Raw genomic sequence first — 12916 nt, 5'->3', positions numbered from 1 at the left:
AGACAGTCTTGAATCTGATTTGCTCAGCTTTGGGAATCCCAAGAGTCCACGGCTCCTAGGCGACTGCCTAGATGCGTACGCAAGGCGTCAGCACCCCGAGATTCGATAAACCAATGCAATTGCGAAGGCGCAGTTCACCAACAGGCAGACGACCATCTCAAACTCGGCCGTCTGGCTGGCGGGTTTGTATCACCGCCCCGGCCGCCCAGTCTTCCCCTTCGTCCGCCCCTTGCGCTTCTGCTCGCCCGGGTCCTCATAGCTCCCCACACCCGTCTTCCCGCGCACGACCGGCCGCACGTCGTCGCGTTCCGGCTGCCCTTCGAGCAGCGGTGAAAACCGCTTCGTGCTTTTGGCGGCATCCGGCTTTTCCGGCAGTGCGCCGGTGACCGGCTTTTCGGTTCGGCCGACAGTCATTTCATCGAGGTCGTTTTTGCGGAACAGGCTCTTCTTTGTGGGTTCGGCGATGTCGCGGCCCATGTCGTCCAAGGCGGGTTTGCGGAAGAGGGGGGTGGTGGTGTCGGTGCCTGGGCCCATGTCGTCGAGGCTGGGTCTAGAGAAGTAGGAGGGGGTGGCCCCCTCATCCGCCCTGCCGGGCGCCTTCTCGCCGGCTGGGAGAAGGGATTCGCGGGTCGCTTTGGCGTTCCGTCTGACGCCTTCCATTGCCTTTGACTCTTCACGCGCCATCGGATCGTCCATAATTGCCAGCTCGGCGGCCTTGAGGCGCTTGATTTCGTCGCGGAGGCGGGCGGCTTTTTCGAAGTCGAGGTCGGCGGCAGCGTCGCGCATGCTCTTTTCGAGCGCGTTGAGATGAGTCTGCAGGTTGTTGCCGACGAGGTTGCCGCCATCGGCGAAGCCCTTGCCCGAGACGCCGGAGATATCGGCGCGGACGTGGTCGCGTTCGTAGACGCTGTCGAGGATGTCGGAGATCCTGGCCTTGACCGATTCCGGCGTGATGCCGTGTTCGGCGTTATAGGCCATCTGCTTTTCGCGGCGGCGGCCGGTTTCTTCCATCGCGCGCTTCATCGAGCCGGTGACCTGGTCGGCATAGAGGATGACCTTGCCGTCGACGTTACGGGCTGCACGACCAATGGTCTGGATCAGCGAGGTTTCCGAGCGCAGGAAGCCTTCCTTGTCGGCGTCGAGGATGGCGACGAAGCCGCATTCGGGAATGTCGAGGCCTTCGCGCAAAAGGTTGATGCCAACCAGCACGTCGAAGGCGCCGAGGCGCAGATCACGCAGGATCTCAATGCGCTCCAGCGTGTCGATGTCGGAGTGCATGTAGCGGACGCGGATCCCCTGCTCATGCAGATATTCGGTCAGGTCCTCGGCCATGCGTTTGGTCAGCACGGTGCAGAGGGTACGGTAGCCCTTGGCCGATGTCTCGCGGATCTCGCCGAGCACGTCGTCGACCTGGGTGCGGGCCGAGCGGACCTCGACCGGCGGGTCGATCAGGCCGGTCGGACGGATCACCTGTTCGGCGAAGACGCCGCCCGATTGCTCCATTTCCCAGGCGCCGGGCGTGGCCGAAACGGCGATGGTGTCGGGGCGCATGGCGTCCCATTCCTCGAAGCGCAGCGGCCGGTTGTCCATGCAGGAGGGCAGGCGGAAGCCGTATTCGGCCAGCGTCGCCTTGCGCCTGAAGTCGCCCCGGTACATGCCGCCGATCTGCGGCACGGTGACGTGGCTTTCGTCGATGAAGACGAGGGCGTTGTCGGGGATGTATTCGAACAGCGTCGGCGGCGGGTCGCCGGGGTCGCGGCCAGTGAGATAACGCGAATAGTTCTCGATGCCCTGGCAGGAGCCTGTCGCTTCGAGCATTTCGATATCATAGCGGGTGCGCTGCTCCAGGCGCTGGGCCTCCAGCAAGCGGCCGGCCTTTTCCAGCTCCGCAAGGCGAAGCCTGAGCTCCTCCTTGATCGACTTGATGGCGCCGTTCAGCGTCGGGCGCGGGGTGACATAGTGCGAATTGGCGTAGATCTTCACCGATTTCAGGTCGCCGACCTTCTGGCCGGTGAGCGGGTCGAATTCGGTGATGGCGTCGATCTCGTCGCCGAACATCGAGATGCGCCAGGCGGCATCCTCCAAGTGTGCGGGGAAGAGTTCGATCGTGTCGCCGCGCACGCGGAAACTGCCGCGGGTGAAATCCATGTCGCGGCGCTTATATTGCTGGGCGACGAGGTCGGCCAGCAGTTGGCGCTGGTCGAGCCGGTCGCCGACCGACATCTGAAAGGTCATCGCCGTATAGGTCTCGACCGAGCCGATACCGTAGATGCAGGAGACCGAGGCGACGATGATGCAGTCGTCGCGTTCGAGCAGCGAGCGCGTCGCCGAGTGGCGCATGCGATCGATCTGCTCGTTGATCGAGGATTCCTTCTCGATATAGGTGTCGGAGCGCGGCACATAGGCTTCCGGCTGGTAATAATCGTAGTAGGAAACGAAATATTCCACCGCATTGTCGGGGAAGAAGTTCTTGAATTCGGAATAGAGCTGGGCGGCCAGCGTCTTGTTCGGCGCAAGGATGACCGCCGGGCGCTGCGTTGCCTCGATCACCTTGGCCATGGTGAAGGTCTTGCCGGAGCCGGTGACGCCGAGCAGCACCTGGCTGCGGTCGCCATTCTCCAGCCCCTCGACGAGATCGCGGATGGCTGTGGGCTGGTCGCCGGCCGGCTCGTAATCCGACTGCATGCGGATGGCGATGCCGCCTTCCGATTTGTCGGGCCGGGCAGGGCGGTGCGGCGTCCAGATCTTGCCGTTCTTGTGCAGCGGATTGCCGCTCTCGATCAGCGCCGACAGCGCCTCGACCGTGGCGGTGACGGCGGTGCCAGCCTGCAGCGACGAGGCTTCCTCCAGCGTCGTATCCATACCGGAAACGGGATTGAGGCCGGCGGCCGCGCGCGTCTTCGGGTCGGTCGAGCCGCCCATAGAGGTGCCGCGCGCCGATTTCGAGGCGCTGACGCCGCCGTCGCTGGTTTTCGTCCTGGCTGCAATCTCCACCTTCTTGCGATGTTTGCCCGCCTTGGAGGCGATCTGGCGCTGGGTCTCGACGCCCGAGGCCTCGGCATCGGCCTCCAGCTGCTTCACCCAATCGGCGACGGAGCCGGAAAGCGGCGCTCCCTCAAAGGACGATTGGGGAGCTTCCTCGAAGCCATTCGGGGCGGGGGATTTCTTCGGAGATCTGGCCATGGCGCGAATATGGAGAGAGTCAGCGCGAAAGTGAAGAGGGAAAGAGTACAAAAGGGAAACGAATGAATCGTTCGGATTTTTGAACAGTCTCCCGGTCGCGTGATACTAAAAGACCCCGCCCCAAACCCCTCCTGTCGGATGCCGGGGTCGAGCCACGGGTCTCGACCCTTCCTTCGGACCCCCACAAGTGGGAGGGGCTTAACCTGCCGCGCCGGCTTTCCAAATCCTCAACGTTTCGGAAGAGGCAAGGCGGTGCCGCCGGATTAGCCCCTTCCACCTGTGGGGAGGGGTCCTTCTTCAGCGGTTCTACACTCATCAAGCCGAACGCTGGTCCGCCGGCCCCTCCAGCCGCGCGAGGTTCAACGCGCTGTTGATCAACCCGACATGGCTGAAGGCCTGCGGGAAGTTGCCGAGCATGCGGCGGGCGGCGGGATCATATTCTTCCGCCAGAAGCCCGACATCGTTGCAGATATCAAGCAGCCGCTCGAACAGGCGCAGCGCATCGTCGCGGCGGCCGATCATGCCGAGGGCGTCGACGAGCCAGAAGCTGCAGGCGAGGAACGCGCCTTCGCCTGATGGTAGGCCGTCGTCCACCTCCTGCGTCTCGTAGCGCAGCAGCAGGCCATCGCGCAGCAGCTTGCGCTCGATCGCCTCGACTGTCGCGACATAGCGCGGATCATCAGGCGGGATGAAGCCGACCATGCCGAGCTGCAGCAGGCTGGCATCTAGCGCCTTGGAGCCGTAGGCCTGCACGAAACAGCCGAGTTCGGGATCGAAAGCCTTCTCGCAAACCTCGGCATGGATGTGATCTGCGAGTGTGCGCCAACGTCCGGCGGTCTCGGGCTCGCCGTCCGCCGCGGCAATCTGGACGGCGCGGTCGAAGGCCACCCAGGCCATGACCTTCGAATAGGTGAAATGCTGGCGCTGGCTGCGCACCTCCCAGATGCCTTCATCGGGCTCCACCCAGATTTTTTCGACAAAGGGCAGAATGGCCGCCGCCAGTTCGCGTTCGCGGTGATGCGGCGGAAGCCCGCCCTTGCGGGCCTGCAGCATTGCGTCGGCCACCTCGCCATAGACATCGAGCTGCACCTGTTCGGCAGCGGCATTGCCGACGCGCACAGGTGTCGAGCCCTCGTAGCCACTCAGCCAGGGAACCTGCCATTCCAGCAGGTTTCGCTCGCCGGCGACGCCATACATGATCTGCATCTGCGCCGGGGCGCCGGCGACCGCCCGCAGCAGCCACTTGCGCCAGGCGCTAGCTTCCTCGTAGTAGCCGAGTTTCATCAGGGCGAGCAGGGTCAGCGTCGCGTCGCGCAGCCAGCAATAGCGATAGTCCCAGTTGCGCGGCCCGCCGATCTTTTCCGGCAGGGAGGTCGTCGCCGCGGCGATGATGCCGCCCGTCGGCATGTAGGTCAGTGCCTTGAGCGTGATGAGCGAGCGTTTGACCTGTTCCGTCCACCGGCCCACTTTCGGACATTTTGCGGCAAAGGATTGCCAGAATTCCTCCGTGTCCGGCAGCGCATATTCCACCTGCCGCTGAGCCGGCTGCGGCATGTGCGAGGGGGACCAGGTCATGGTGAAGATCTGGCTCTCGCCAGCGGCAACCTGGAAGGAGCCGACCGTGCTCAGGCCGCGGCCTTCGACCGGGACGGCGCAATTCAGGGTTAGCCTGTCCGGGCCGGCAATGGCGGTGATGCCGCCATCCTCGCCATGCGTGACCCAGGGAACGGTTCGGCCGTAATCGAAGCGAAGGTTGAGCTCCATATCGAAGGCGACAGTGCCGCTCTTGCCCTCGACGATGCGCATCAGATCGCTGGTGCCATCGCGAAGCGGCATGAAGTCGATGAGAACGGCGGTGCCGGTCTCGGTCTGAAACTCGGTTTCGAGAATGAGCGTATCGTTGCGGTAGCGGCGCGTGACGTGGACATTTTCACCTGACGGTGACAGCGACCAGAAGCCGTTATCCTCGGCGCCGAGCAGGGCGGCAAAACAGGCGGGGGAATCGAAGCGCGGAAAACAGAGCCAGTCGATCGAGCCGTTCTTCGAGACGAGTGCGGCGGTTTCGCAATCGCCGATGAGCGCGTAGTCCTCAATGGGTACCGACACCGGAGCCTCCTTTGCATAGCAGTCGGGCTTTTAGGTAGAGGCCGTGCGCGGAGGTCAAGCGCGGAAACTAACGGGGCGGTAGGCGTGCCGGGTATCATGCGAACTCCGGATATCGATGGGGGGCATCGCCAGCAATGCCAAGCCGAAATGGAAAGTGGCGACAAATAAAAGTCTGTGGTTGAAGGCTCCGCCGCCTCCCGCATTGCGCGCGCCGATGTTACAGCTGTTGCGGGAATTGGGGACCATTCATGAACAAGATAATCATTGCATTCGCGGCCGCCGCGGCGCTTGCCAGCTGCGCCAAACGTCCTGACGCCATCGTCCAGGTCGATATTCCGATGGCTGCCTATACGAACCTCAGTTGCGAGGCGCTCGCAGTGGAACATAAGAAAGAGAAGGCCAAGCTCGACGACCTGTCCAAGCAGCAGATCAGCGCAGCGAACGGCGATGCTTTCGGTGTCTTCCTCGTCGGCGTCCCCATCGGCAGTGTCGCCGGGGGAGACAAGGAAGGCGAAATTGCCGCGTCCAAAGGCAAGGTTTCGGCCATGCAGTCCGCTGGAATGAGCAAGGGCTGCAAGCTGCCAGGTTGACGGCCGGGTCCGCAACCATAAAGATCGGCCCGGCCAAAAGTGAGGCATTGGCCGGCGATCCCGATTTCAATATCCATTCGCGCCCGTCGTTTCTTCGCCGAAAGGTCGGCGGCATTCGTGAAATGCCGCGCGGCGATCGTCCGACCCTCGTATCGGAACCGGAATCGGCCTTCCGCAGTTAGTTTCCAGTTACTTCACCTCTGGGTACCACTGCCATTAGCGATCATTCTGCCTTCTGGGAAACCCCCATCTCGATCGACCTTGATACCGGCGAACGGCTGGTTCTGCGCTCACCGCAGGACGCGCTTTATGCACTTGTCTCGGACTGGCCGGTCAATGGCGGCGTTCACCAGCAAAGGGCGATCGATTTCTGCCGCGCCTGGCTTGCCGGGCGGATGCCGGCCGAGACGGTGCGGCAGGCCGTTATCCTGGCGGCGCTGGAAGGTGGCGTTACGATCAATGATGATGACGACGGCGCAGAAGCCTCCGCTTTGAACCCTGCGGTATAGCTGGAGCGACGCGGCTATATCCACGCGTCACACGACCGGCATCCGTTTCGAAGAGATCGTCGCGTGGTCGCAGTCACTCAGGGCTTGGCCAGCACCCGTGCCTGCACCGGCTGCTCGATGCCCTTGAGCACAAGCATTCGGGTTTCGGCGCCTGCGGCGAGATCGGCAGCCTTCGCCGCCGTTTCGGAGGAGATCAGAATCTCGCCGGCTGCGGCCTGGGATTCCAGCCTTGCGGCCTGATTGACGACGCCGCCGATGGCAGTGAAATCGCTGCGGAAGCTTGAGAATTCGCCGATCTGGACCTCGCCGGAATGGATGCCGACGCCGACGCCGAGAGTGCGGCCGGGCAATGCCTCGAGCGCCAGACCGTTCAGCGCGGCGGCGCAGTTTTGCTGGATCTCCTGCGCGGCCAGGATCGCGGCGCCGGCGTGATCCTTTCTGACGATCGGAAAATTGAAAATCGCCATCAGGCCGTCGCCCATCTGCTTGTTGACGATGCCGTCATGCGCCCAGATCGCTTGCGCGCAACGATCCTGGAACAGGCTGACGATCTCGCTCAGCTGCACCGCTTCGATGCGCTCCGAAAGATCCGTGAAGCCCCTGATATCGGCAAACAGGATTGTGGCGTCGACGGTGATCTGGCGCTGCTTCTTGACATATTGGAAGGAGCGTTCGCAGATCGTGCATATATCGGGGTTCATCTTGCTGCGGGTGATGCCGAGGGCGCGGAAGGGCAAGGCAAGCGGACCGCCGATCGGGATCGGCATATGCATCTGGTCCCAGCAGCCGCGGCAGATCCTGGCGCTGCCATGCCTGGCCGGCTCCGTGAAAGAGGCTGTCGTCATATCTAGCAATCCGTCGCCTGATAGCAAAAAATGAGCTTCCAACACTCGCCTGCTTTTGGCAACTCTGCCGACCGTCGAGGGCGAGGATGGCTCGAACTATTTCGTCCGGGCCTATTCTTATCGGATACATCGCCACTAAGTTGAATATCGCACGGTCCGGCGATAGCATCGCGCTGGGACCTCCTGTAGGATATTGTTAACAATACATTCGCTCTCCAGGAAAGACCGGGGATGGAGCGCCGTCTTGCAGCAATCCTGATCGCTGATGCCGTCGGTTACAGTCGATTGAGCCAGATCGACGAAGAGGGCACCCGTGCGCGCTTTCAGGTGGACCAGAATGATGTCTTCGAGCCGGTGATCGAGCGTCACCACGGGCGGCTGGTCAAAACCATGGGTGATGGTCTGCTGGTCGAATTCCAGAGTGTCGTCGATGCCTTGCGCTGCGCGGTGGAGATTCAGCAACTGAAAGCCACGCAGAGTGCCGCGGCGCTGCCGGAGCATCGGCTCGAGTTCCGGATCGGTATCAATCTCGGCGATATTATCGTCGAGGGCGAAGACATCCAGGGCGACGGCGTCAATATCGCCGATCGAATACAGGCGCTGGCCGAACCGGGCGGTATCGCCATATCGGGCACGACATATGATCAGGTGAAATCGAAAATCCCGGTCGGTTTCGCTTCGCTCGGCGAACAGCGGTTGAAGAGTATCACCGAACCGATCCGGGTCTATCGCATCCTGCTTGACCCGACTGCTGCCGGCAAGACCATCAAGACCCGCAGGCGCCTGCCGAGACGCCGCCTCGTTGCCGGCATCGCAGCGACCGTCGTCCTCGCGCTTGCGGGCGCAGCACTCTGGTGGCAGCCGTGGATGGCGGCAAAACCGCCAGGGCCTGGCGAACGTTTCGCCTATCCGCTGCCGGACAAGCCCTCGGTCGCGGTTCTGCCCTTCATCAATGTCAGCGGCGACACCGACCACGACCATCTCGCGGACGGGTTGACGGACGATCTGATCACCGAATTGTCCAAAGTCTCAGGCCTCTTCGTCATCGCCCGCCACTCGGTCTTCGCCATCCGGGACTCCGTCGGCAAGATCCAGGATGTCGCCGCCGAACTCGGCGTTCAGTACGTGCTTGAGGGGACCTTACAGCGCGCCGGGCCGAGGCTGCGGATCAATGTCAAACTGATCGATGCAGTCACCGGCCTCTCGATCTGGGCCGAGCGCTACGATCGCCAGTATGCCGACCTCTTCGCCGTTCAGGACGATGTGATCGGCAAGATCATCTCGGCCCTGTCGGTCAAGCTCAGCGCCCGCGAGCGCGATCAACTGGCCCAAATCCCGACCGAAAATCTCGAAGCCTACGATTATTACTTGAGGGCCGAGCAGGAGGGCTTCATTTTACGGGATGTCGATACCTATCGCCGGACCCTGTCCTTCTACCAGAAGGCGATCGACCTCGATCCGGGCTTTGCCAATGCCCATGCGGGAATCGCCCGCGTGGCCGTCGATGTCTGGCGCAACGACTATAATTACCTCTGGTCGGCCGCCGTCGCCCGCAAGATTGCCTATGACGCCGCCGGGCAAGCCCTCAAGCTGGATCCCAACAATGCTAGGGCGCACACGGTGCTTGCCCTGCTGCAATGGGTGGATGGGCGCGAGACGGAGGCCAGGAACTCCGCCAACATGGCGGTTGCAATGGAGCCGAACGATGCGGAGTCCGCCGCCAACCTCGCTCTCATCCTGGTCCACACCGGAAGCAGCGGGCAGGCGATCACGGAGATTGAAAAGGCTTTGCGGCTCGACCCTTCGCCGGCGTCGAGCTTTCAACTGCTGGCGGGGATCGTCTTTTATACCGCGGGCGACGATCAGCGCGCGATCTCACTGATAGAGCCGACGCTCGACAGCCTGCCGAAGGTCGAGCCGGCACGCGAATATCTGGCTGCGGCCTATGCCGACCAGGGCAATGAAACCAAGGCTGCAGCGGAGACGGCAAAGCTGCTGGAGCTGTTCCCCGAAAGCAATCTCACCTATTACGGCTATCTCTATGATTACTGGCGGGACGGCGATCTGCAGCGCCATCTGGCCGGATTGCGAAAGGCCGGCATTCCCGAATGGCCCTTCGGCTTTACAGGCAGTCAAGCCGATAGGCTCGGCGAGGCAGATCTGCGCAATCTTGTCGATGGCAAGAGCTGGACCGGCAAGCACAAGAACGGCACGGATTTCACCCAGTATTTCGACAAGGCTGGAAACACTGCCTATCGCAGCGCGAATACCAACATCACCGGTATCGTCGAGGTGCGGGGCGACAGTCTCTGCGAAAAATTCGACGGCTATTTCCTAGACCGGATGGTGTGCGGATATGTTTACCGCAATACCTCCGGCGAACAGCGCGACAGGCCATACGTACATGTCACGCCGCGCGCCTTGACGTTCTTTTCACCCACACCTTGACGGGCCGGGCGTTGCGGCTTCATTTCGTATCCGGTTGCTGCCAGACGGTGTGCATCTTCTCCGAAATCAGCGTCTGCTGAACTTCGGACCAATGCTTCTTCGAGTCGGTCACCTTGGTCGGATTCTTCTCCATGCCTTCCGCTGCCCCCGGGTCATAGCTCAGATACAGTTTGCCATCGATGATCCGCCAGGCCTTCGGATCGATATTGGTGGTCACCGTCCCGAAAGACACGCCGTCGGCGCAATAGCCGCCATATTGCGGCGCATACCTGGATGGATCGCCCTTGAAGAGATCGCGATTTTCCGCGCTGGCGAAATGCCAGGTCGCGCCAAGCCAGTGGTAGGAATATGTCTCGGACCCTTTAACGGCCTGGTTTTCGGTGAAATAGGCAACCGGGTCATAACCCTTGATCGCGATATCGCCGAAATAGCCGGTATTGACGAGATCTTCCGCTGCCGCGGGCTGAAGGAAAGAAAGCAGCATGACCGCAGCCCCAAGCGCCGCTCCCGTCCGCTTTCCGCATTTTTGCACGTGATAAGACATACCAAGCTCCGTTCCCGGACGCGGTCTATTACCTCAAGCGAAACGCTATTGCCGTTTGGTGCATTCCTTGTAGAGCGGTTCACCCACAAGCTCGGCTTTCTGGCAAACAGCACCGGCTTCCATCAGTAATTTGGCCGTATCCCAATGCGCCCGCCACCCGGCTTGAGTGAGAGGCGTGTACCCGTTTCTTTCCGTCGCTTCGACATCCGCGCTCTTCGTCAGCAGAAAAGCGACCACATCGGTGCGGCCCTCTTCGGCGGCGCCGTGCAGCGGCGACATTTGATAGAAATTCTTCCTGTCGTTGACATCAGCTCCCTCGGCGACAAGCCGTTTCACCACCTCCAGTTTTCCTGCATAGGCTGCTGCATGCAGCGCCGTCAGCCCACCCTTGTTGCGAATTTCGATGTCGGCGCCGCGATCCAGCAAAAGAACGACGACATCGGCATGGCCCGCCAATGACGCGATAATCAGCGCCGGCTCGCCCGCCTCATCGAGCTCCGACAGATCGGAGCCCTGGTCCAGCAACTGTGTGACGCGGGCGATATCGCCGTCCTTGGCCGCCTGATGCAAAGGACCTGCCCATGCCGGCAGGACGCCAATGACAAGCGTAGCAACAGTCGCGATAAAAATATTCACGGGCACGATCTCGGTTTGATCAGGGTTCGTATGCGCCGTTTTGCCGCGTTTTAGCACGTGTGCAATTCGTAAACAAGATTACGCTAATGGATGCGCTCCCCTCAACCCCACTTGCGCTGCGGTGGATACCGAAGGCGCGGAAGGCAGGGCGAGCGGGCCGCCGATCTGGACCGGCATATGCATCTGGTCACAGCCACGGCGGCAGATCGTGCCACTTCCGTGCCCGGCGGGCTTCCTGGACGAGGCGTCTGTCGTGATGTCCTGCGATCCGCCCGCCATGGCCGGAGGGAAGCTTCCGCCAGTCGCCGGCTTTGGCAACTCTCCTGTTGGGCTCCGGAACACTCGCCGTACTCAGGCATCGGTTCCTAGAGCTTCCTCTCCATGAAAATCGTGATCGGCTGTAAGCTCGCGGGAATCTCCCGAAATTGATCGCAGGGTTTGAAGCCAAAGCTCTCGTAGAGGGCGATGGCCTCACACATAAAGCTCACGGTTTCCAGCCGCACGCGATCGTACCCGTCATCGCGCATTCCATTCAGGCAGGCGGTCATCAGACCCCTGGCTGCGCCTTTGCCGCGTGCTTCGGTGCGAACATACATTTTCTGCAACTCGGCGATGCTATCATTCGACTTCGAATAGCCAGCGCAGCCGGCGACATTTCCGTCCGCACGCGCAAGGAAGAAGCCCGCGCCGGGTTCGCGAAACTTTTCCATCAGGGTTTCAACCGTGTGTCCGTAGACATATTCCAGCAGCTCGACTTCGGGCACTCCGAACTGGCTGGACTGTTCAGCATCCCATTTGCCCATAGCATCGATCAGCGCAAGCGCATCTTCGAAGTCGGACCGGGAACCAATGGCATGGACTTCCATAAACCGCCCTCCTAGGCAGCAGCCGATCCGATATTCCTACGGCCTTTCCAGGCAAGTGCAACAGTTGCCTCTCGGACCTTGGCATGCCCTGCAGGAGCACCCCGGCCTTCAGCGAACCTTCGCGGAACGGAATAGCGTCACACTTGTTACTCCCAGTGGTCGATATCCGCTGCCAAACTATCTCCATAAACGAGTAACGAGCAGCGAAGGGAAGCGCGCTTCACCACGGAGGCGCGGGAATTCGCCCCAATGAGGAGATCGAAAGCCATGACTGCTTCAGCCGAGAATGGAAAAAGCGGACAAGCGATGCACAAACCGCCGGTCGTGTCGCCGCAAGCCTGGGAAGCGGCCCGCGGGCAGCTGCTCGTCAAGGAAAAGGCTGAGACCCGCGCCCGCGACGCGCTTGCCGCCGAGCGCCGGCGTATGCCGTGGATGGCGGTCGAGAAGGCCTATGCGTTCGAAGGGCCTCAGGGCAAGGTCAGCCTGCTCGACCTGTTCGAAGGCAGACACCAGCTCATCCTCTACCGCGCCTTCTATGAGCCCGGCGTGTTCGGCTGGCCCGAACATGCCTGCCGCGGCTGCTCGATGGTCGCCGATCAGGTTGCCCATGTCGCCCATCTCAACGCGCGCGACACAACGCTGGTCTTTGCCTCGCGGGCGCCGCAGGCCGACATTGCACGGCTGAAGGCGCGGATGGGCTGGACGATGCCATGGGTCACGATCACCGACAGCTTCGACAAGGACTTCGGCGTCGACGAGTGGCACGGCACCAATGTGTTCTACCGCGACGGCGAGCGCATCTTCCGCACCTATTTCATCAACAACCGCGGCGACGAGCAGATGGGCGGCACCTGGAACTATCTCGACATCACGCCGCTAGGCCGCCAGGAGGTCTGGGAGGATTCGCCCGAGGGCTATCCCCAGACGCCGACCTACAAGTGGTGGAACTGGCACGATAGCTATGTGCCGGACGCCGAGCCAGACAAGAAATGGATCGAGGTCTCCGACGCCGGCGAGGCGGCGTTCAGGGCGGAGAGCGCAAACGAGAAACCGTAGGGGGGTCCGGCTGTATCCTCCGTCCCGCCGGGGCAGGAGGGTACGGCGGTCCGCCTGAGATTTATTTCGGCGGTCTTTTCGGAGTGGTAGGGCTCAGCGTGCTCACCTTGGCTGAAGATCGTGCGACGGGGCG

10 protein-coding genes and 1 pseudogene are annotated in these 12916 nt (G+C 61.8%); 4 read left to right on the top strand and 7 right to left on the bottom strand.

All coding sequences use genetic code 11. The features are described 5' to 3' along the window. Window positions 1-189: 189 nt before the first annotated feature. Both uvrB and G9X64_RS22700 read right to left on the bottom strand, forming a co-directional pair. On the bottom strand, window positions 190-3183 hold the full coding sequence (gene uvrB / locus G9X64_RS22705) for an excinuclease ABC subunit UvrB (RefSeq protein WP_168311669.1): 2994 nt from the start codon (window positions 3181-3183) through the stop codon (window positions 190-192). Window positions 3184-3498: 315 nt separating this feature from the next. Then, on the bottom strand, window positions 3499-5289 hold the full coding sequence (locus tag G9X64_RS22700) for a glycoside hydrolase family 15 protein (RefSeq protein ID WP_168311668.1): 1791 nt from the start codon (window positions 5287-5289) through the stop codon (window positions 3499-3501). Window positions 5290-5537: 248 nt separating this feature from the next. On the opposite strand from G9X64_RS22700, the gene G9X64_RS22695 reads away from it, so the two are divergent. Next, window positions 5538-5879, top strand: a complete 342-nt coding sequence (locus G9X64_RS22695) for a hypothetical protein (RefSeq protein WP_168311667.1) — start codon at window positions 5538-5540, stop codon at window positions 5877-5879. A gap of 200 nt (window positions 5880-6079) precedes the next feature. Beyond that, window positions 6080-6388, top strand: a complete 309-nt coding sequence (locus G9X64_RS22690; protein ID WP_205917526.1) for a DUF982 domain-containing protein — start codon at window positions 6080-6082, stop codon at window positions 6386-6388. 77 nt (window positions 6389-6465) lie between these two features. On the opposite strand, the gene G9X64_RS22685 is transcribed toward G9X64_RS22690, so the two are convergent. Further along, on the bottom strand, window positions 6466-7233 hold the full coding sequence (locus G9X64_RS22685) for an adenylate/guanylate cyclase domain-containing protein (protein ID WP_168311666.1): 768 nt from the start codon (window positions 7231-7233) through the stop codon (window positions 6466-6468). A gap of 231 nt (window positions 7234-7464) precedes the next feature. Here G9X64_RS22685 and G9X64_RS22680 point away from each other — a divergent pair, with 231 nt between their 5' ends. Next, window positions 7465-9681: an adenylate/guanylate cyclase domain-containing protein gene (locus tag G9X64_RS22680; protein WP_168311665.1), complete on the top strand. Its 2217-nt coding sequence runs from the start codon at window positions 7465-7467 to the stop codon at window positions 9679-9681. Between the two features lie 19 nt (window positions 9682-9700). On the opposite strand, the gene G9X64_RS22675 is transcribed toward G9X64_RS22680, so the two are convergent. The 4 genes and pseudogenes from G9X64_RS22675 to G9X64_RS22665 all read right to left on the bottom strand — a co-directional run bounded on the left by G9X64_RS22675 (window position 9701) and on the right by G9X64_RS22665 (window position 11727). Further along, window positions 9701-10225 (bottom strand): YHS domain-containing (seleno)protein, encoded by a 525-nt coding sequence (locus G9X64_RS22675; protein WP_168311664.1) that lies wholly within the window; start codon window positions 10223-10225, stop codon window positions 9701-9703. A 45-nt stretch (window positions 10226-10270) separates the two neighbouring features. Continuing rightward, window positions 10271-10918, bottom strand: a complete 648-nt coding sequence (locus G9X64_RS22670; protein WP_171377416.1) for an ankyrin repeat domain-containing protein — start codon at window positions 10916-10918, stop codon at window positions 10271-10273. Window positions 10919-10976: 58 nt separating this feature from the next. Then, window positions 10977-11140, bottom strand: a pseudogene (locus tag G9X64_RS37365) (adenylate/guanylate cyclase domain-containing protein); the annotation flags it as partial. Window positions 11141-11226: 86 nt separating this feature from the next. Then, window positions 11227-11727: a GNAT family N-acetyltransferase gene (locus G9X64_RS22665; RefSeq protein ID WP_168311663.1), complete on the bottom strand. Its 501-nt coding sequence runs from the start codon at window positions 11725-11727 to the stop codon at window positions 11227-11229. Between the two features lie 267 nt (window positions 11728-11994). Between G9X64_RS22665 and G9X64_RS22660 the strand changes: the two genes are divergently transcribed. After that, the gene (locus G9X64_RS22660; RefSeq protein WP_168311662.1) at window positions 11995-12783 is read left to right on the top strand and encodes a DUF899 domain-containing protein; all 789 of its coding nucleotides are present in this window, start codon (window positions 11995-11997) and stop codon (window positions 12781-12783) included. Window positions 12784-12916: the final 133 nt, after the last annotated feature.

Origin of the sequence: Rhizobium sophorae, from assembly GCF_013087515.1 — a bacterium.
Classification (GTDB): domain Bacteria; phylum Pseudomonadota; class Alphaproteobacteria; order Rhizobiales; family Rhizobiaceae; genus Rhizobium; species Rhizobium sophorae.
This window is presented reverse-complemented; position numbering and strand designations above follow the sequence as displayed.